The organism is Enterococcus sp. AZ071 (genome assembly GCF_050499065.1).
In the GTDB taxonomy this organism is placed as follows: Bacteria; Bacillota; Bacilli; order Lactobacillales; family Enterococcaceae; genus Enterococcus_A; species Enterococcus_A ferrettii.
Map to the genome: position 1 here is coordinate 1,083,011 of NZ_JBIPAS010000001.1, position 21,203 is coordinate 1,104,213.

Below are 21,203 nucleotides of genomic sequence, written 5' to 3' on the forward strand. Positions count from 1 at the left end.
CAAAATACTCATTTGTTGAAAAAAAGTCAACCATTGTGTATTTATCGTGTCATGCAAAACAAAATAAGTCGTTCATTTCTTAGTTTTCTTACGGACTAAATAAGCTCAAAAAAGAAGCAACCTTAAATTGGCTGCTTCTTGATTTGATCTATTTTGATGCTGTTGGCTGCAACACGAATTTTCCAGAGACAGGTCGTTTCTTATCTAACTCATGGAAGGTATGGTTAACAGCTTTTAAAATCTCACGCCGTGTTACAATTCCTTTGAATACGCCGTCATCATCTAAAACGGGGATAAACGCAGCATCTACCAACAAATGCATAATATCTTCCAATTCACAATTTTCTTTTACCACATCGATTTCAGTATTCATAACATCTGCTACAGTATACTTACTTAAATTTTTAGTGTCTATTCCGTTAAGATCCATCATTTTGTTGACTACATCATTTAGGCTTAGTAAACCAATAAAGCGATCACCTTTATCAAGTACCGGAATCTTTGAATATCCAACTTTTGAGAGTACTAATAAAGCATGCTCTAAAGGATTGCCAACCATGACATTCGCTACATTTTCAGCCGGAATCATCATTGCGTCTTTCTTTTCAGACATTAATTCTTCGATTGCACGACTAATCATACAACAGCCTCCGTTTCTACTTTCCAATTCTATTTTACTGAAATATCTAAAAAGTAAGGGCTTTTTCGCTCAATGTTAAGCAAAAATTAGAAACTATTTTACAAATTCTGCTGACAGCTCTTCTATCGGTCGATGTGCCCGATTATAATATTGGACAGTATAGGTTGATTCTGTGCTGTTAATAAGTGCATAGCTGGGTACTTGAATCGGTCCCCGCGGCTGAGAAATACTTCCAGGATTCACGAAAAGAATTCCTTTATCCATTTCAGCAACTGCTTGATGGATATGACCAAACAAGGCTATAGTCGCGTCTTCTTCTTGTGCCTGTAGTGAAAGCATCGTTAAACCAAACCGAACATTTGAGCGGTGACCATGCGTCATGAAAATACGATCTTGTCCAATTGTTACTACCTGCTCTTGTGTATAGCCAGGATCGTAATCACAATTCCCAGCCACTACGATAAAGGAATCCCAAAGGACATCTTTAGCCTCCAATTCTGAATCGCCACAATGGAACATGGCATCTACTTTTCCATCATAACGATCCAATAAATCGACTAAAATCTGACGATCCCCATGATTGTCACTAACTACCAAATATTTCATTTGCTTATCCCTCCAACCAATTTTGCCATACTTTTTCCATTTTTTTCACTGCTTTTGCTCGATGACTCACTTCATTTTTTTCAGCCGCCGTCATTTCAGCTGCTGTTTTGTTAAATTCGGGAACAAAAAACAACGGGTCGTAGCCAAAACCATTATCTCCCTGCGGAATACGTGCAATCCGCCCTGGCCAATCAGCTTCCACAACTAAACTTTCTCTATTTGGTGCAGCGAAAACCAATGTACAATGGAAATGTGCCGTACGCTTTTCATCTGATACTTCTGTCAATTCATGTAACAGCTTTGCATTATTGGCGGCATCACTTTTATGTTCCCCAGCAAAACGTGCTGAATAAACTCCTGGCATCCCGTTTAAGGCATCTACAGCCAAGCCTGAATCATCTGCTAAAACTGGCTGTTGAAGGATCTGAGCAATAGTTTCAGCTTTCAAACGTGCATTTTCTTCAAAGGTTGTACCCGTTTCCTCAACATCTGGTAAATTGGGAAAATCTGCCAATGTTTTGATCTGATAGCCGGCTGTTGCAAATAAAGCGGCAAATTCCTTCGCTTTTCCTGGATTACCTGTAGCTACAACAATTGTTTTCTCTGGAGCCTCTTCAGATTCACTAGTATACAGCGATTCTTTTTGATAATTAATCAATTCTTCTATTCCAGCTTTACCATGTAAAATCAAAGCATTTAGTTCATTATCATCAAAAGTTGCTTCTTCACCAGTTCCTTGAATCTCAACGAAACGACCGGATTCAGTCATTACAATGTTCATATCAACGGCAGCTGAGGAATCTTCGACATAATCTAAGTCAGTTACTACCTCACCCGTTGGTAAAATACCGACACTGATTGCTGCTAGATGTTCTTTAATTGGATCCTCAGTTAATTCACCAGCTGCCAATAATTTATTAATTGCCAAGCGCAAAGCAACGAAGCCGCCAGTAATACTAGCTGTGCGGGTTCCACCATCAGCTTGGATCACGTCACAGTCAATCACAATACTGCGCTCACCTAATTTAGCCAGATCAATAACAGCTCGTAATGCTCGGCCGATTAATCGCTGAATCTCCATAGTTCTTCCTGAAAGTTTGCCTTTAGCGCTTTCTCGGCGATTACGAGTATTTGTTGCTCGAGGCAACATACTGTACTCAGCAGTTACCCAACCGGTTCCTTTACCTCGCAAAAAGGGGGGAACAGAATCTTCTACAGTTGCGGAACAAATAACTTTAGTATCTCCAAAAGAAATAATTACAGAACCTTCTGGATGTTTAAAAACATTTGTTTCAATCGTCACTTCTCTTACTTGTTGTTGACTTCTACCGTCATGTCGCATTTATTTCCCTCCCAAATGTATATGTCCAACCTCTAATGTTTTAAGTCCTAACCACTCACCAGCAATGTCTTGAAACATCTTAGGCGAACCCGTTGTATAAAATTTACAGGTTTTTGCTTCTTTACGATCATAGTTATTCAAACTAAAATAATCCAACAATGTGCTTAAATCATTGACTGTTTCTGCACCAGAATCGATTAGTGTTACCTCACTGCCCATCACATTTTGGATGATTGGGCGTAATAATGGAAAATGGGTACAGCCCAAAATTAGAGTGTCAGGTTTATCGTATAAGAAAGGTGTAAGAGTTTCAGCCACAACCTTTTTGGCAACTGGACTAGCCGATTGATTACTCTCTACCAAGGCGACGAATTTAGGGCAAGGTAGACTGTGAACTTTGACTTCAGGAGATTTCTCCTGTAATTCCTGTTCATACATCGCACTTTTTACCGTTCCCTCAGTGCCAATTACACCAATTAATCCAGTTTTACTGACCTTCAAAGCTGAGCGTGATCCAGGCTGAATTACGCCAATGACGGGAATATCCACTTTTTCTCTTATTTCTTCTAATGCGACTGCTGTTGCTGTATTACAGGCAATTACCAACATTTTTATTCCTTGCTTAATCAAAAACTGAGTCATTTGCCAAGTAAATTCAATTACTTGTTTGGCCGGACGAGGTCCGTAAGGACAGCGTGCGGTATCTCCAAAATAAAGAATATGCTCGTTAGGCAATTGTCGCATCGCTTCTTTTACAACGGTCAAACCGCCAACACCAGAATCAATAAAACCGATGGGTAATTCATTAGACAACATTTCTCATCCTATCTTTTACAAGTTTCATCTTATTTTGTACTTTTTAGGCGTTTTTTTCAAGTCCTAGATTTTTTATCGGCTTCTTCCTTAAGAAGCCGCTTTCTTTGGTAGAATAATCCCTTGATGGTAAAATAAGACAAGAGGTGATTCAAATGAAAAAAGAAGAATTAGCGGAAAACCTAAGAAAAACTTCTGCTGGAAATATCAATGAAGATCCTACCACTAGGAATAATAGCGAGATTTTGAAGAAAAAACATCCTAAGAATTCTACTGAAAAAGATTTCAATTTTACCGAACGCTTAGGTAAAACAGTCGCCGGTGCCATGTATGAGGATCCTGCTATGGAAAAAACACAAGAGGAAACTGAAGAACAAATGGACAATAATAAATAGTAAATTGAAGGTGCTGATATAAATTTTATTAGCACCTTTTTCTGCAAAAAAAGCCAGAGAAGCTCGTAGCTTTCTCTGGATATTGTTTAATAATTATACTTGCTGTTTTCCAAATAACGGGAAGCCAAAGATAAGGCATAACAAACTACAAAATACATCGCTGTCATCACAATAAACATGGGAATGACATAGTTGGTATTTTGACCATAAACAATTCTGGCATTATGCATCAGTTCTGGCAATGAGATAATGACTGCCAATGAAGTGTCCTTGATTAAGGAAATCAATTGGCTTAAAATTGCTGGAAGCATTGATTTAAAGGCCTGTGGAATAACAATAATTGTCAAGGTTTGGACATAGGTTAATCCAGATGACAAGCCTGCTTCTGTTTGTCCTTTTGGTACAGCGTTTAAACCCGCCCGGAAGATTTCAGACAGCATCGCCGACTCAAAGATAGTTAAAGCTGCCACCGCTGCCCAAAAAATATTCAGCTTAATCCCAATTTGTGGTAACGCAAAGTAGGTAAAAAAGATAATTAAGAGTAACGGAAGATTCCGGATAATATCAACTACTACTCCAACTACCTTTGATACAATTGGAATATCACTGTAGCGCACCGTTCCGGCAATCCCGCCTAAAATCATACTAAAAATAATTGAAACAATTGATACTTGAATCGTAACCAAAAGCCCGTCTAAAAGGAATCGGATATTGATCCAAGAAAATGCACCGCTAAAGTCCATTACTTTCCTCCCTTTCTAGACGCTTGTCCAATGTTTATCCAAATAATTCATTAGATATGACAATGGCAAGGTTAATATTAAATAGAACAATCCAACAATGATATACGTACCGAATGTATTAAAGGTTGTGCTGGCAATCAGATCTCCTTGATACATCAAATCCAATCCAGCTACCATTGCCAAAATTGAAGAATTTTTAATCAGGTTAATAAATTGATTTCCTAATGGCGGAACCACAATCTTAAAAGCTTGTGGTAAGACAATGTAACGCATTGTCTCCGCATAAGAAAAACCTGAAGACAGCCCAGCTTCCATTTGTCCTTTTGGTACAGTTTGAATCCCAGAACGAACTGTTTCTGCAATAAAGGCTGAGGTATAAATGGTCAAGCCAATTGTACCAGCCTGAAAACCATCAAAACTGTAAAAATACATCGGTGCTACTACATAGAAAAACATCACGATGATTAACAATGGAATATTTCTAAAGAAAGCTACATAGGCCTTTGCTAGGTTCCGAATCACACTATTATGTGACAATTGCAAAATTGCCATCAGTGTACCGATAATTAAACTAAAAATTAATGCCAGAAAACTGGCATACAGGGTAAATTTAAACCCTTCAAAAAATTCGCTGGAATAACTACTAAATAACTCAGCCATTAAACTTAGCCCCCTTTGCTGCTTTTCCATCTGGATCATTAGGGAACCATTTATCGTAAATCTCATCATAGGTGCCATTATCGTGCATTTTTCTTAATGCACTATCCACTTCATTAAGAAAATCTTCTTGACCCTTATTGATCGCGATTCCGTAAGGTTCTGTAGTAAAGGTACCACCAACCAAACCATAATTATCATTCTCAGAAGCCATACCCAGCAAAATTGCATTATCAGTAGTCATAGCATCTCCCTGGCCCGATTGCAAAGCTGTAAATGCCTCTGCATAATTTTCAAGCTCCAGAATATTGGCCTGAGGTGCGTGTTCACGAATGTTTACCGCAGAAGTTGACCCTTTTACCACTAAAACAGTATCTTGATCTGTTAAATCCGTGATACTTTTAATGTGACTTCCTTTTTTTACTAGTAGAGACTGACCGGCATCAAAATAGATATCAGAAAAATCAACTTGACCTAGCCGCTCTTCAGTGATGGTCATGGTCGCAATAATCCCATCGATGTTTCCATTTTTTAATAAAGGAATTCGTGTTTTGGAAGTTACTTCGACGAATTCCGCTTTGCCTTCCTTACCAAGAATTTCTTTAGTGATTGCTCGGGCAATATCAATATCAAAACCTTCAACTTCTCTAGTTTCAATATTCATCATTCCGAATAACCGGGTATCGTATTTGACTCCCCAGGTAATAACCGGATCTTTTTTGATCCGCTCTGCAATATTTTCGTTTGCGACACTGTCCCCTTTGCAGGCTGATAGTCCAAAGACTACCAATACTAAGAGAAAGAAGGAGACAATTTTTTTCACTTTTGACATAGTCATCCTCCTAGTGATTAATTACTTTGCTTACAAATTGTTGTGCTCTAACCTCTTTAGGTTTTTCAAAGAATCCCTCAACATCGCGAGTATCCTCTAAGACTTCGCCTTCTGCCATGAAGATAATCCGATCGGCTACTTCACGAGCAAAGCCCATTTCATGCGTAACTACGATCATGGACATGCCGTCTTTGGCAATTTTCTTCATAACGTTCAGTACATCACCAATCATTTCCGGGTCCAATGCAGAGGTTGGCTCATCAAATAAAAGCAAATCAGGATTCATTGCCAGTCCCCGAGCAATTGCGATCCGCTGCTGCTGACCACCAGACAACATGGATGGATGGGAATCCTTCTTATCTAGCATGTCTACCCGATTCAATAGTTTTTCTGCGGTTTTATTGGCTTCAGCTTCTGATTGCTTCAGTACCTTGATCGGTGCCAAAGTAATATTTTCTAACGCCGTTTTATTGGGATATAAATTAAAATGCTGGAATACCATTCCAATGTTCTTACGGATGTCTTTTAACTTCACATCCTTGCTATGTAAATCTTTCCCATTTACTAATAAGTGTCCGGATGAAATCTGTTCCAAACCATTGATACAGCGAAGCATCGTGCTTTTTCCGGATCCTGAAGGGCCAATCACCACAACTACCTCACCTTTATCAAAAGCCAAATTGATATTTTTCAAGGCATGAAACTTTCCATAATACTTCTCAACCTCTTTAAATTCGACCATTGCCATGTATGAACACCCCTACTCTTCCTAATTTAATTCTAATTTTTCAGACCTAGCTCTAATTATATGCTAAGTTTTTTTTGTTTGTAAAGAAAAAAATCTCATGCTATAGAAAAACAATTTCAAAACATTACCAATTGATGTGAGGTTTAGTCACATTGACACTCCTGGACAAATATCACTTTAAAGAATTAGCAGTTGTTTAAATGGCGAAAAAAAGGTACTATTTTAAGGTAGGTTGAAGACTAAATATACGATGAAAAGGTGGAACAAATGACAAACATTATCCTGACAGGCGACCGTCCGACAGGTCAATTACACTTAGGACATTACGTAGGCTCTCTTAAAAATCGCGTAACTATGCAAAGTGACCCGGAAAATGAATTATTCATCATGGTTGCAGATATGCAAGCTTTGACAGATAACGCTAAAAATCCGGAAAAGGTTTCTTCCAATATCTTACAGGTAGCCTTGGATTACTTGGCAGTTGGCTTGGATCCTGCCCGCACAACCATGTTTATCCAATCTCAGATTCCTGAATTATCAGAGCTGACCATGTACTTTTTAAACTTGGTCAGTGTTGGCCGTGTGCGCCGCAACCCAACAGTGAAATCTGAAATCGAACAAAAGGGCTTTGGCGATAGCGTACCAGCAGGATTCTTCATTTATCCGGTCTCTCAAGCTTCGGATATCACTGCCTTTAAGGCAAACCTAGTCCCCGTTGGCGAAGATCAAAAACCTATGCTGGAGCAAACGCAAGAAATCGTGCACAGCTTTAACAGTACCTACAGTGAGGTTTTGATTGAACCTAAAGGAGTTTTCCCAGATAAAGGAATGGGCCGTTTACCTGGTATCGATGGCAATGGCAAAATGAGTAAATCATTAGGCAACGGCATTTATCTAGCAGATTCTGCCGAAACGGTTGCTAAAAAAGTTATGAGCATGTACACTGACCCGAATCATATTCATGTGGAAGATCCAGGCCAGGTGGAAGGCAACATGGTCTTTACTTATCTAGATGTTTTTGGTAAGGATAAAGAAAAAATCCAAGAGCTTAAAGCTCATTACCGTCGGGGCGGTCTTGGTGACGTGAAGATTAAGCGTTACTTAATCGAAGTACTGGAAGAAGAGCTGCTACCTATCCGTACTCGTCGAGAAGAATTTGCCAAAGATCCTGCCCAAGTTATGGCAATGCTGAAAGAAGGCAGTGAAAAAGCCCAAGCTGTGGCTGCACAAACAATGTCTGAAGTCAAAAAAGCCATGGGTATTTCCTATTTTTCTTAAAATGAGACAATTAAAAAGACCGGTTTGCAAGAATTTCTTACAGCCGGTCTTTTAGTTTGTCTAGCGGATAACCGCTGAGACTTCTTTCTCTAAGCTTTTGGTTACTTTACTCATCCATTGATTGATTTCTTCATCAGTCAAGGTTGCTTCAGGATTAACGAAGGTTAAGCTGTAAGCCATTGATTTCATGCCCGTTTCGATAGAATCACCTTGATATACGTCGAAAACATGAACATCTGACAAGAAACGGCTAGCTGAATCACGAATAACTTGACTGATCTGTGCATTCGAGATTGATTCCTCTACTAAAATTGCAATATCCCGACTAACTGCTGGATATTTAGAAACTGGTGAGTAAACTAATGGTTCTTTTTCTACGTTTAGTAAGGCATCCAGATTCAATTCAGCAACAAAGGCTGATTTTATTTCATAGTTTTTAGTTACTTTGGGATGAACTTGTCCCACAAAGCCAACCACTTTATCCTCTAGATAGATGGCTGCCGTTTGTCCAGGGTGCATATCTAACATTGCTGAGCTGGCCTGATAGCTGATTTTTCCACTCAAACCTAAACCATCAATTAATTCTTCAACAATTCCTTTAGCAGTATAGAAATTAACCAGTTCGGCTTTTTCCGCCCAGGTTCTGTCTACAAAATTACCCATTAGAGCAATTGCTGCGTGTTTTTCCTCCAAAGGCAAATCCTTTTTCGGATCATTGTCTTGATAAAATACTCGACCGATTTCATACATTGCTATATCATTATTTCTACGAGCTGCATTGTAGGATAAATCTTCCAATAAACCACTGACTAGATTCAAACGTAATACTGAGCGCTCTTCACTCATTGGCCAATCCAGACGAGTAAACTTGCTTTTGCGTATTGTAAACTGCCCAGCCTTTTCTTCGGTTGTTAACGCATAACTGATTGCTTCATGCAACCCCCTTGCTTCTAATAAAGAACGAACTTTACGAGTATTCTTTTGAGCATCAGTCAATCTGCCAGCAACCGTTTGTCCACTTGGAAGTGTTGATGGAATATTGTTATAGCCGTAAATACGAGCGATTTCTTCCATCAAATCCGCTTCAATCGTAATGTCCCAGCGACGCGGAGGAACACTAACAGTATAATTACCATTTATTTCTTCATAAGCAAAATCCAAAGCATCAAATACTGCATTGATGTCAGCAATTGTTAATGATGTTCCCAGAAAATGATTGACGTTTTCCAAATTGGTAGTGACTGCGACACTTTCCGGGTCAACTTTGCTGCCTAAAACGCCACCCTCCAATACCGCTCCTCCAGCTAGCTCAGCAATCATTGCTGCAGCAACATCGCCAGCCAAACTGATTGTTGCCTGATTGATCCCCTTCTCAAAACGAGCAGAAGATTCACTGCGTAAATTATAAGCTTGAGAAGTTCGACGAATAGAAACAGTGTCAAACATTGCAGATTCTAGTGCAACAGTCGTTGTAGTATCGGTAATTTCTGAATCCAAACCACCCATTACACCAGCTAGAGCAACTGGAATTTCACCGTTGGTAATCACGATGTTTTCTGGATTTAGGTTACGTTCAACGCCATCTAAAGTAGTCAACACTTCTTGATCATTCGCTCGGCGAACCAAGATTTCTTGACTCCCCAATTTGTTATAATCAAAAGCATGCAGCGGTTGACCGAACAATAATAAAATGTAGTTGGTTACGTCTACAACATTGCTAATCGGACGAATGCCTTCGTTCATTAAACGATTTTGCAACCATTGTGGACTTGGACCAATCTTAACATTCTCAATGATACGAATTTCATAATGAGGAGCATCCTTTTCGTCAGCTACTGCTACTTTAATATGATCGGCTGCCTTTTTAGCCATCTCCTTTAGTTCAACTTCAGGAAATATTGCTTTTTTACCATAAATTGCAGCAATTTCATAAGCCACTCCACGCATACTTAATGCATCGGCACGGTTAGGTGTTACCGATAAATCTAAAATACCATCATCCATATCTAAATAAGAAAAGACTGGTTCACCTGTTACCGCATCCTGTGGTAAATAGTAAATACCATCAGCAAATTCTTTAGGAATTACCGAATCACTATAGCCTAATTCCTGCAGAGAACAAATCATCCCATTGGATACTTGACCTCGCATTTTACCTTTTTTAATTTTGACATTTCCAGCAATTCGTGAACCTGGTAAAGCTACAATCACTTTAATTCCAGCTTTTACATTCGGAGCACCACAAACGATTTGTGATAGTTCTTCTTCCCCAATATCCACCTGACAAATTGATAAATGATCGGAATCAGGATGTGGAATGCACTCTTTTACATCGCCTACCACAATCTTTTTAAGTCCATTTTCAGGGACTTCAACACCTTCAACTTCAATACCAGTTAAGGAAAGACGGTCTGATAATTCCTGCGGTGTAATTCCTTTTAAATCGACATATTCATTTAGCCATTTATATGAAACAAGCATGATCTGTTATTCCCCCTTGAACTGTTCTAAGAAACGAACATCATTTAGATAGAAGTTTCGAATGTCGTTAACCCCATAACGCAGCATTGATACACGGTCTGGTCCGATACCAAAAGCAAAACCCGAATATACTTCTGGGTCAATACCAGACATTGACAATACATCAGGATGCACCATACCAGCGCCTAAAATCTCAATCCAACCAGTGTATTTACAAACATTGCAGCCTTTGCCTCCGCATTTAAAACAACTAACATCCACTTCAACCGATGGCTCAGTGAAAGGAAAATAGCTTGGACGTAAACGTATCCTGCGATCCGCACCGAAAATTTCCTTAATAAAGACTTCCAACGTTCCTTTTAAGTCAGCCATCGTAATTCCTTTATCAATTACAAGTCCCTCAATTTGATGGAACTGATGACTATGAGTCGCATCATCAGTATCTCGACGGAATACTTTCCCAGGAGAAATCATTCGCAAAGCACCCTTTGAAAAATCATGTTTTTCCATTGTGCGAGCCTGTACTGGTGAAGTATGCGTCCGGATCAGAATTTCCTCAGAGATATAAAATGTATCCTGCATATCTCTAGCTGGATGATTTTTCGGCAGGTTCATACGTTCGAAGTTATAATGATCGCTTTCAACTTCATAACCTTCTACTACTTGATAACCCATTCCAACAAATACGTCTTCAATCTCTTCCATCACTTGTGTAATCACATGACGGGTTCCTTGAACCATTTGATTACCAGGCAGAGTCACATCAATTGTTTCTTCCTCCAAGGCCTTTTCTAAAGCAATTTCGGTTAACTCGACTTTGCGAGCCTCGATTGCTTCAGTCAGCAAATCGCGAATTTCATTAGCAAAAGCTCCAACTTTTGGTCTTTCGTCTTGCGATAAATCGCGCATTCCTCGCAGAACTTCTGTTATTGGCCCTTTTTTACCTAATGTTTCAACCCGAATCTGCTCAACTGCCTGAAGTTCTTCAGCATCGGAAATCTTCACTAAAGTCTGGGTTTTCAATTCTTCTAATTGATTTTGTAAACTCATCTTTCTACTTCCTTTCCACAAAAAAAAGACCTTGTTCCGTAAAGGAACGAGGTCTCGCGTTACCATCCTAATTCGCCAATTTTTGGCGCACTCACATTTTTAACGGCCACAGCCGGTCAGTTACGACAAACTCCGGAAGTGAACTTCACCTTTTATCTCCTAATCTGCTTCCAGTCTGTGGCAGATATTCCCTTAAAAGATCCTAAAAGATTACTCTTTTCCATCAACGCTTTTTAACTATTTAATTGACTATTTCATACTACAAGAAAATGACGATTTTATCAACTACATTCTTGCTCAGTAATCCATTTTTCTCCCCATTCATGAAGTTCCTTCATCACGCTGTCCAACGCTTTACCTTTATTAGTCAAACAATAATCTAAACGTTTTTGGCCTTCATTACCTGAAATACGTGTGACCAATCCTTCTTGTTCCAACTCTCTTAATCTTTCCGCTAAAACACGATCGCTTACATGAGGAATCTTGGCGGCCAAATCAACAAAACGTTGAGGGCCTTCTTCCAATAATACATCGATAATCAAGCCGTTCCATTTTTTCCCTAAAATCGTAAAGCCTTTTTCAAATTTTGGACATAGAGAAAATTTAGTTTGTTGTATTTGTTCCATTTTTCTCACCTCGTTATTGAAAGTATAGCATATTACTTACAAATGATAAGTATAGTTTGCTTGGGTCTAGTGATTTTCTAATAAGTCTATCACCTTTTCTCCTCGCAGAAAAACAATATTTAGGGAACCCACTGGTTTATTTTTAGCATTTTCTAACGCTTCTTTATAGAGGAATAATTGTCCTCGATAGCGATCAATTAAGTCCTGCTCTCTTTCAATTGTGTAATAATCCGTTTTAAAATCGTACAAAACTAAATAATCGGAAAACTCGATGTAGCCATCAATAATCCCGTGTATTAGCAAATCATCCTTAGCTTGATATTCTTTGAATACTTCATTTGCTGGCAACAGCATGGCAAAAGGTTCCTCCCGATATGCTTGGGTTGAGTTCGCTAAAACCTCTTGTCCCAGCTCACTATTAAAAAATACTAATAATGACTGAATAGAGATCGCTTCTGCTAATTCCGAAGTTAGGGTTTCGCCTGCAACCAATTCATCGATTAAGCTTTGAATGCTTTCCTCAGTCGGTTGTTTATCCAACGAAATCAGTTGCATAATAAGATGCGTTGCCGTTCCAATTTCTGTTGCTGAAAGTTGACTTTTGGTCTCCAAAAATTTTGGTTTACTTAAGCCTTCTTCAGTAAAGCGGTAGATCGGTTCCGGGGATCCTTTTTCTCCGAAATCAAGAGAAATAGCCTCGCGGTTATCTGGGTCATCATACATACGTTTAAGCTCTGATACAGATTGGTAGCTAGTTGTTTTGGTTGCTTCTAGGTAAGGATACTGATAAAGCAATCTTTTTTTGACGGCGGAAATATCCACATCGATTAATTTTTCAATCTCACGCTGCTTTTTCTTTGGCATAAATTTGGCAATCCGTTTCTCTATTGAATTAGGCGAAATAAAAGAAATCGAAAATCTAGCTGGTTGTTGAGCAACTTCTGGTTGCGAAGCAGTAGTCCCTGCCAATTGATATCCTTCCATCTCAGGATGACGAATCAATGTCTGCCCTACCCAATCAAAAAAGGTCCCTTTGGTACGAGAAGAAACTGGTAGAACTAATTCTGGGTTATTAGCCGTAGCTGACCACTTTTTCAAGGCCTCCTCTTGGTTACTGTATGAGCCTACCAAAAATAGTTTTTGCTCCGCCCGGGTTAAAGCAACATACAACTTGCGCATTTCCTCGGAAAGCAGCTTACGTAAATTCACCTGTTGAACAGCATCGAAAGCTAGGGTTGAAAAACGAATACGGCTTTCAGGAGTTAAATATTTTACTCCCAGCCCTAATTTTTCATCAAACGCATAGCTACGTCGAGTGTCCGCCAAATTGAAGGCTTTGCTCATATCCATGACAAATACCGCTGGGAACTCCAGCCCTTTGCTGGCGTGGATTGTCATTACCCGAACTGCATTGGTAATTTCTTCGCTCTGCGGTTCAGCTAAATCTTTGTCCTTTTCCTGCATTTTTTCGATAAAACGAATAAACTGATACAAGCCTCTGAAACTACTTCGTTCATAATCCTTTGCGCGTTCAATCAGAGCTAGAAGATTGGCGTGTCTTTGCTGACCGGCGGGCATTCCCAACACATAGTCAAGATAGGCCGTTTCATCATAAATTTTCATTACTAAATCAGACAATGCCTCTTGCCGAGAGAATTCTCGCCAATCAAGAAAAAGCTGATAAAAGTTCTTTAGTTTTTCACTGGTTCGATCGTCTTTCTCCGCCATATATTGCTTCGTAGCCAGATAAAATTCCTTCTTTGGCTGCAATAAACGAACTTGTGCGAGTTCTTCCTCTGTCAGGCCGACAATTGGTGAACGAAGCACTGCTGCTAGTGGAATATCCTGATACGGATTATCGATGATCTGCAATAATGCAATCATCACTCGCAGCTCTGTCGACTGAAAATAATTTTGCGTATCGTTGATTGACAAAGGAATCTCCAACTGTTTAAAAACCTCTAAAATTGTTAAGTTATTACTTTTAGTCGGCGTCAGCAAAACAATATCCCGGTAATCAATCGGGCGCATTTTCTTTTGCTTCTTATCATAAATCTCGAAGCTTTCGTAAACTAACTGACGAATTTTAGCAGCAACCATAACGACTTCACCAGTCGCTTTGTCTTCGATCCATTCCGGAGTTTCTTCGTCTTTTTCATAAACCAGCAACTCCGTTTTAAAATCTTCGGATGCTGGAAAAGCTGTAAAGCCATTAATCAACTCTGCTTCGTGATCATAAGCAATTTGTCCTACCTCTTGATCCATCAGCTGTTTAAAAACTAAATTGGTGAAATCTAGAACTTCTTTTCGAGAACGAAAATTTTCTGCTAAGATAATTCGTCGACCACCGTCTTGTTGAGCAAAATCATGGTATTTTTGAATAAATAGCGTTGGATCAGCTAAGCGAAATCCATAAATTGATTGCTTTACATCCCCTACCATAAATAAATTCCCACGGTCTTCATTTTCTGAAGCTAAGGCTCGTAAAATCGTTTCTTGCAGTTGATTAATATCTTGGTACTCATCCACTAGAACTTCGTTAAAGCGAGAACGATAATAACTTTCAGCTGGAAAAGAATCATCCACCTTAGTCCGTAAAATCTGTAACGTAAAATGCTCTAGATCGTTAAAATCCAGCAAACCTTTTTCCCTTTTTTTAGCAGAATAACGCTCAATAAATTGTTTCTCAACTCTCACCAGTTCTTCAACAAGTGGTCGGACAGCCTGCAGTCGTTCTACATGTTCTTCAGGAGTGGCTGCAAAAAATCCGATTTTTAATTGTGTCAGTAAATCTTTAGCTGTTTGACGTTTGTCTTTCAGTCGCTCGATTGTTTCGCCGTATAGTTCCTTCACCTCTTTTTTACGGGGTGTCGGGAATGTTGGAAAACTGAAGACTTCCATTAATTGATAAGCATCAGCTAAGCGATTTTCCTTAATTGTCTGAAGTAAATCTAATGCAAATTGCTTCTCAGTCTCAGCTAAAATAAATATTTTTTCCAACTCTTTGCTTGCTTCACTTAACTCCAGCATTTCCTGATAAAGCTCACTAGCATCCTCTACAGCTTGAACAAGCTGTGGACGCAAACTTTCCTGATAAAGGTTGCTATCAACTAAGTTAGTGATACTGTAGTTTTTTAGTAGTGAATCCAACCAATCAAAGGGCGACGGATTTGCTCGGGCAAATTCATACATGGCTAGAATTAAATCTTCGAGACCCTGATCACTGCGGTCGTTAGAGAAATTTTCAGTTAATCGATAGAAAATTTCTTCGTTTTGTTCGTAGCATTCCTCTCGCAGTTCATCCCAAACATCTTCTTTTAGTAGAATTGTTTCGGTGGCATCCGTTAGCATGCGATAACTAGGGTCTAAATCGATCAAATAAAAGAATCGTTGAATTACCTTTGAGCAAAAAGAGTGCAAGGTTGAAATATTCGCCATCGGCAAAAGAGTCAACTGTCGGGTAAAATGATTCTTGAGGTCTTGATTTGTTTCTTCATTGATTGCTTCTTGCAAAGCACTTTGAACTCGTTCCTTCATTTCACTAGCAGCTGCTTCCGTAAAAGTAACTACTAACAGTTGGTCTACTGATAAACGTTCTCGTTTCACTTTTTCAATCACTCGCCGAACCAACACTGCTGTCTTACCTGAGCCCGCTGAAGCGGAAACTAAGAGATTATCTCCTTGATCATAAATTGCTTGCCATTGGGCATCGGTATACATCTCGTTGGGTGCTTTTGGAGGGATCGTAAGTTTATTCATCATGCAATTCTTCCTCCATTCGTTTCAATACTTCTTCACGAGGCATTTTTTCTAATCGATGATAATTATTTTCCTTTAACATAACATCAAACTTGCAAACGCTGCGGAAAGGGCAGTACTGGCAAGCAACTCGCTTACTGTCTTTGAATGTTGGATCAAGCTTAATCTCACCAGATAAAATTTCATTCCCTGCCTCTTGGATTTTCTTGCGATTATAGTCTCGCAATAAATCAATTTCAGCTTGATCATAAAACTTATCTTTCGAAGGTCCAGCTGGTAAAATTTGTCCTTTGGCGTCTTTTCGCAATGGAAATAATAAAGAATTTTCCTTTTCTTCTAAGCTGTAATCCATCTCTTTAAATAGCTCAGCATCCTTCACAAATAACCCGTCATATTTATAGGCTTTTAAAGTTTCTCGCTCCAAGTTTTTCGTATCAGTTAAAACTGGATTGTGTACATGCAGGTAGTAAGCCCCCGCCGGCTTAATTAATTTATCACTGGTTAAATTAAAATCACTGACTGCTACATCCAAATAAGTTATTAATTGCATGGCAATTCCGTAGTAAGCATCCACAATATTAAAACTACGATCGCTTGATTTATAATCCACAACACTTAGCCAGTCAGCATGATTGCCTTTAATTTGATCCAAGCGGTCGATTTTCCCGCGAACTGCTAGCTCACCACCATTCTTCAAAGGCAGCTGGATACCAGGAATACCTTTTTCTCCAGCTAAAGAACCAAATAAGACTTCCGTACGTTGCGGTCGCAGATTGGTCTTTAAACTTTGCTGAACCAACCCCCAACTCACTTTTTGAATTGTTTGCGACAACTGATAGCGTATATAGTTCATGCGAGCCGAGCTGGATAAGATTGCAAACTTCACTTCTCCAAAGATTTCCTCCAGTACTTGATCAGCTAAAACCGTACGTTGCGCTTCTGTTAAGTCAATCAAAGCTAACCCTTGCTGGTGAATCATCCGGAAAAATCGGTCTAAGGCTTCATGATAAAAGTCACCTGCTGCTGCGGGTGTTAAACCATATATTGTTCGCTCCTTCAAACCTAAACCAAATTGGGCAAAATACTTATACTGGCAATTATAGAAGTTTTCAATTCGGGAAACTGACACATAAAGATTTTTACCATACAGCTTTTCAGCCGTTTGCGGCTGCAAAAACTGAGGAATATTTAAAGCCTCTAAGCTCGAAAAAACTCGTTTAGTTAAGCTGGTCAATTCAGTAGTCTCAATAAAATGTATTAATTGCCGCCAACCGGAGCGCATGGGTTCAGTCTGATCTAACGAAAGGCGATTTAAATGAATTAAATCCGACAACAGCGTTCTTAAGGTTCCAACATAATTTTCTGGTAGAGTAGTAAGGTTCAATCCACTAAACGCTTTAACTGGAATACCCAAGTTTTCGCTAATTCGTCGTAAAAAAGGCGAAATGGCCAATTGTTTCTCACCATCAATCGTAGTTGCGACTGTTAAATACAGCTTTTCACTACCAGATAAAAAAACATGGTAAGCTAAAAATGGTTCCCGATTAACATTAGAACTGTTATTTTCCGGTAAAAATTTTCCTTCAGCCAATTCGGCATTAATTCCTTCACGTTCTTCCGGAGACAAAAGACCGCGATCATCAAAACGTGCTGGGAACTCTTGATCATTCAAGCCAATAGCAAAGGTCACTTTAGCTTGATCAGCCCGAGCCAATTCCAAGTTGTTGACCTTCACTTGATCAATTGCTGTTGGTATTTTTCCATAAGTTAAATTGGTTAAACCTGCCAAAAATATTTCTTGAAAATCTTCCCAATTAAATCTGCTTTCGCCATAAATCAACGCATACTCATCTAACAAATCCATTAAAGCCTGCCACGTTTGTTCATGGTTTCGCGCCTTTTCCAGATTTCCTTTTTCCACTTCCTTATCCCGCCAGAATAGGAGCTGTTGTTTAACTCCGGCATCTTCCAAGAATTGATAGAAATATTTAGCAGCAGATAATCCATTTTCAGCCTTCTTCATGCTGGAAAAGAAATCTGGCAGGTGTTCCTGAATCATATGTCTAACTTGATTGGTAACAACCTGTAAATCAGTCGCATCATTGAAAGTTTCTTCCTCAAAATCATAGTCGACAAAAACCCAGTCTTCAACTTTCGTCCAAAAACTACCGCGGAAATTGTATGCTAAGCAAACATTTTCTGTTTGATCGATCTTCTCTCGCAATTCAATTAACTTAATCTGACGTTGTTCCTTCCAATTAAAAGGAACCAACAATTCTGTTCGCAACAATCGGAATACATCAGTAATTCGATAATTGTAAGAATCAACCAAAAAAAGTGCCTGTAAAAATTCCACTAATGGATGACTAATCATTTTCTGGGTTTCATCTAAATAAAATGGAATATTTAATTGCTCAAATAATGAAGGCAAAACAGTGCTATAACAATCAAAATTACGAATCAAAATTTGAATGTCTTTATAGCGGTAATTTTCTTCCGAGACCAAGCGGCGAATCTCATTGCCTACATGACGAACTTCATCTGACGGACTGAGCTGTTTCCAAATTGCAATAGTAGAATCCTCGTTTATACTCGGTATTTTTTTTCCTTGCCAGAACTGACTCAGAAGATTCAATTGTGTATCTTGCGCATCAGCTTTTTGATCGTGATGAACAGGTACATGCTGCTGATCAGCCAATTGTTTCAATTGAAAATAAGTTTTTCCTGAATCAGCAAACAAATTCAACGGATGCGGTTCTTCGTTGGAATATCCACGATCCAACTCTAACGACACCAGTAAATGTCCGCAGTTCATCAGAGTAGACAGAATATTCAATTCACGGGCATTAAAGCGGCTAAAACCGGTTAAAATAAACAAACTATTTTTTATCGATTGATCCTGCAGCAAATTGTGCAACATCAATAATGGGTCTTCATTTTTCACCTGGTAATTTGTTAAAGCTGTTTCATACTCCTGATAGATCAAACGCAAATCCGATAACTTCAGTTGTTCATCCTTGTTTCCAGTTACTTTAGCCAAGTCCTCAACAGTTACATTCCCAATCTGCATTTCCTGATAGAATTGGACCAGTTGTTGAATGAATCCAGTCTTGTTGGTTTCACCGCGAAAAATAACCAGTTCTTCTCGCTGTTCATGCAATACTTTTCTTAAAATCATCGCATTACCCGAATCTGTTAAAACATTGCCAGGAATTTTTCCCTGTTTTTGTAAAAAGTACCAAGCCAATCGTTCAAAACTAAAAACCTGTGCCCGAATGGAACTGTATTCATCCTGACTTTTCATCGTTTCCAGCAATTGAATTTCTTGCTCGAATTTATTATAGTTAGGCACAATGAAAAAAACACGATTTTCTGGAGCTTTATCTAACCACTTCCGTGCAGTGTTAACCATCTTTTCCTGTGCATTATTCTGTCCAGTACCCAATAGAAATTGTAAAGACATCTTTTTCCCTCATTTCATAAATGAATGGTCTCCGCTTATTATAACAAAAAAATAAAAAAAAAGACTAGCTTTCCAGCTAGTCAATAGTTCCGATTCGAGTAATTGGCCAAAAAACAAATTTCACATCGGCCATAACATCCTTTTCATTGATCATACCAATAATTCGGCTGTCCTTGGATATTCGGCGGTTATCTCCTAATACGAATAGTTCGCCTTTAGGCACTTCTTCCTTATTAAATAGCTGTTTCAAAGTGAAATCAGCTGTTAAGGGCTGGCTATCCGTCAGTTCACTCTTGTACTCATCAAGATAAGGCTCATCAACTTTATCTCCATTAATGTATAATTGATCCTCACGATATTCGACTTTATCTCCTGGCAAACCGATTACTCGCTTAATATAGTTCTTGCCTGGATCATCGGGTGCTGGAAAAGTAATAATGTCAAATCGCTTCACATTCGTATTTTTTAAAGCAATTACTCGTTCACCGTCAATCAATGTAGGATCCATTGAGTCTCCCTTTACTACAACTGGAGTAAATACAAATTGACGAAGGGCAAATAAGATTGCTGCCAAAATGACAAAATAGAGAATGGTTTTAATTAATTCTTTTGCTTTCATTGCTTTCCTCCAACTAATTCATAAAATAAGTTTACCATAGTCTTTTAGATTTGCGATCTTTTCGCTCTGCTTTTAGGAAAAATTACTTTTTCTTCCATGAGCATATTCCTTTCCTTACTTTTTGTAAGGTGATATAGTTCATATTGTGATAACTATAGAAAAGGTGGAATTATTGATGACTACATTTTTAGAAACACTGAAAAATCGCCGTTCCTTTTACGCTTTAGGACGGGAAGTAAATTTATCAGAAGAGGAAATTTCTAACATTGTGAAAGAAGCAGTAAAGCAAAGCCCCACTGCTTTTAATGCACAATCTCCAAGAGCAGTAATTTTGTTTGGCGATGCTCATGAAAGACTATGGGAAATAGTTGAGGAGGCTTTGAAGCCATTGACACCTCCTGAAGCCTTCCCAAATACCCAAAATAAATTATCTGGCTTTAAAAGTGGTTTTGGTACTGTACTTTTCTTTAAAGAAAAAGATACTGTTAAGCATTTACAGGAAGAATTCGAATTGTATGCTGAAAACTTCCCTGTTTGGGCAGAACAATCAAACGGAATTGCCACTGCAAATACTTGGACGGCTTTAGAAGAAGCAGGATTAGGTGCTAATCTACAACATTACAATCCAGTTGTGGATGAAGCTGTTGCTAAAGAATGGGATATTCCTGCTAACTGGGAACTACGTTCTCAATTAGTCTTTGGTTCCAAAGAGGGGACTCCTGGTGAGAAAGAATATCTCGCTGACGATCTTCGTTTTCGTGTGATTCGTTAAAACATTAAGAAAGCTCTTAAGACCTGCTTAAATGCTGGTTCTAAGAGCTTTTTACTTTGTTCACTGAAACAGCAACATTTTTGTACTACCTATCTATTAAATCAACTCGAGCAATGGTGAAAAAAGCTTTTAGCATAAAATCCTGCTAAAAGCTTTTTTGATTGAGAACCTTATTATTGGGATAACAGGGTTCGAACCTGTAATTGCTCGATTCAGAGAATAGCTTACGTAATTTTTTAAGTATTAAAAGAAACAAAAAAAGCTTTATACCAAGGGTTTGGCACTTTATGTATTTTTTATCAATAGTAAAAAATATTATTTAACTTAGCCAAAGTCTTAGCCAAACACCTAAAATAACACGTTATAATAATATAAAAAA

The 21,203-nt window shown here is 38.7% G+C and carries 17 protein-coding genes and 1 other annotated feature; of the genes, 3 read left to right on the top strand and 14 right to left on the bottom strand.

Annotation, left to right across the window (positions count from 1 at the left end; translation table 11 throughout):
• Nucleotides 1-148: 148 nt before the first annotated feature.
• The 4 genes from cbpB to racE form a co-directional block, all read right to left on the bottom strand.
• On the bottom strand, nt 149-640 hold the full coding sequence (gene cbpB, locus IGI49_RS05315) for a cyclic-di-AMP-binding protein CbpB (protein ID WP_429963676.1): 492 nt from the start codon (nt 638-640) through the stop codon (nt 149-151).
• A 93-nt stretch (nt 641-733) separates the two neighbouring features.
• Nucleotides 734-1,246, bottom strand: coding sequence for a metallophosphoesterase (locus IGI49_RS05320; RefSeq protein WP_429963677.1), 513 nt, complete (start codon nt 1,244-1,246; stop codon nt 734-736).
• 4 nt (nt 1,247-1,250) lie between these two features.
• On the bottom strand, nt 1,251-2,588 hold the full coding sequence (gene rph, locus IGI49_RS05325; RefSeq protein WP_429963678.1) for a ribonuclease PH: 1,338 nt from the start codon (nt 2,586-2,588) through the stop codon (nt 1,251-1,253).
• Nucleotides 2,589-3,404: a glutamate racemase gene (gene racE, locus IGI49_RS05330; RefSeq protein WP_429963679.1), complete on the bottom strand. Its 816-nt coding sequence runs from the start codon at nt 3,402-3,404 to the stop codon at nt 2,589-2,591.
• A gap of 152 nt (nt 3,405-3,556) precedes the next feature.
• On the opposite strand from racE, the gene IGI49_RS05335 reads away from it, so the two are divergent.
• A complete protein-coding gene (locus IGI49_RS05335) occupies nt 3,557-3,796 on the top strand; it encodes a hypothetical protein (protein ID WP_429963680.1) in 240 nt (79 codons plus the stop codon).
• 86 nt (nt 3,797-3,882) lie between these two features.
• Here IGI49_RS05335 and IGI49_RS05340 read toward each other — a convergent pair whose 3' ends face one another.
• Genes IGI49_RS05340 through IGI49_RS05355 form a run of 4 tightly spaced genes read right to left on the bottom strand, consistent with a single transcriptional unit; the run spans nt 3,883 to nt 6,776 of the window.
• On the bottom strand, nt 3,883-4,539 hold the full coding sequence (locus IGI49_RS05340) for an amino acid ABC transporter permease (protein ID WP_429963681.1): 657 nt from the start codon (nt 4,537-4,539) through the stop codon (nt 3,883-3,885).
• 15 nt (nt 4,540-4,554) lie between these two features.
• Nucleotides 4,555-5,199 (bottom strand): amino acid ABC transporter permease, encoded by a 645-nt coding sequence (locus IGI49_RS05345; RefSeq protein WP_429963682.1) that lies wholly within the window; start codon nt 5,197-5,199, stop codon nt 4,555-4,557.
• On the bottom strand, nt 5,192-6,028 hold the full coding sequence (locus IGI49_RS05350) for a transporter substrate-binding domain-containing protein (RefSeq protein WP_429963683.1): 837 nt from the start codon (nt 6,026-6,028) through the stop codon (nt 5,192-5,194). Before IGI49_RS05350 ends, IGI49_RS05345 begins: the two co-directional genes overlap by 8 nt.
• A gap of 10 nt (nt 6,029-6,038) precedes the next feature.
• A complete protein-coding gene (locus IGI49_RS05355; RefSeq protein WP_429963684.1) occupies nt 6,039-6,776 on the bottom strand; it encodes an amino acid ABC transporter ATP-binding protein in 738 nt (245 codons plus the stop codon).
• Between the two features lie 267 nt (nt 6,777-7,043).
• Here IGI49_RS05355 and trpS point away from each other — a divergent pair, with 267 nt between their 5' ends.
• On the top strand, nt 7,044-8,054 hold the full coding sequence (gene trpS, locus IGI49_RS05360) for a tryptophan--tRNA ligase (protein ID WP_429963685.1): 1,011 nt from the start codon (nt 7,044-7,046) through the stop codon (nt 8,052-8,054).
• A gap of 60 nt (nt 8,055-8,114) precedes the next feature.
• On the opposite strand, the gene pheT is transcribed toward trpS, so the two are convergent.
• The 6 genes from pheT to lepB all read right to left on the bottom strand — a co-directional run bounded on the left by pheT (nt 8,115) and on the right by lepB (nt 20,052).
• Nucleotides 8,115-10,535 (bottom strand): phenylalanine--tRNA ligase subunit beta, encoded by a 2,421-nt coding sequence (gene pheT / locus IGI49_RS05365; protein WP_429963686.1) that lies wholly within the window; start codon nt 10,533-10,535, stop codon nt 8,115-8,117.
• A gap of 6 nt (nt 10,536-10,541) precedes the next feature.
• On the bottom strand, nt 10,542-11,585 hold the full coding sequence (gene pheS, locus IGI49_RS05370) for a phenylalanine--tRNA ligase subunit alpha (RefSeq protein ID WP_429963687.1): 1,044 nt from the start codon (nt 11,583-11,585) through the stop codon (nt 10,542-10,544).
• 39 nt (nt 11,586-11,624) lie between these two features.
• Nucleotides 11,625-11,821, bottom strand: a binding site (T-box leader).
• Nucleotides 11,822-11,866: 45 nt separating this feature from the next.
• A complete protein-coding gene (locus IGI49_RS05375) occupies nt 11,867-12,211 on the bottom strand; it encodes a winged helix-turn-helix transcriptional regulator (protein WP_429963688.1) in 345 nt (114 codons plus the stop codon).
• 66 nt (nt 12,212-12,277) lie between these two features.
• On the bottom strand, nt 12,278-15,973 hold the full coding sequence (addA, locus tag IGI49_RS05380) for a helicase-exonuclease AddAB subunit AddA (protein ID WP_429969594.1): 3,696 nt from the start codon (nt 15,971-15,973) through the stop codon (nt 12,278-12,280).
• Nucleotides 15,963-19,433, bottom strand: a complete 3,471-nt coding sequence (locus IGI49_RS05385) for a PD-(D/E)XK nuclease family protein (RefSeq protein WP_429963689.1) — start codon at nt 19,431-19,433, stop codon at nt 15,963-15,965. Before IGI49_RS05385 ends, addA begins: the two co-directional genes overlap by 11 nt.
• Before the next feature lie 76 nt (nt 19,434-19,509).
• Entirely contained in the window at nt 19,510-20,052 is a 543-nt protein-coding gene (gene lepB, locus IGI49_RS05390) for a signal peptidase I (RefSeq protein WP_429963690.1), read from the bottom strand.
• A 175-nt stretch (nt 20,053-20,227) separates the two neighbouring features.
• On the opposite strand from lepB, the gene IGI49_RS05395 reads away from it, so the two are divergent.
• Nucleotides 20,228-20,824, top strand: coding sequence for a nitroreductase family protein (locus IGI49_RS05395; protein ID WP_429963691.1), 597 nt, complete (start codon nt 20,228-20,230; stop codon nt 20,822-20,824).
• The last annotated feature ends 379 nt before the right edge of the window (nt 20,825-21,203 follow it).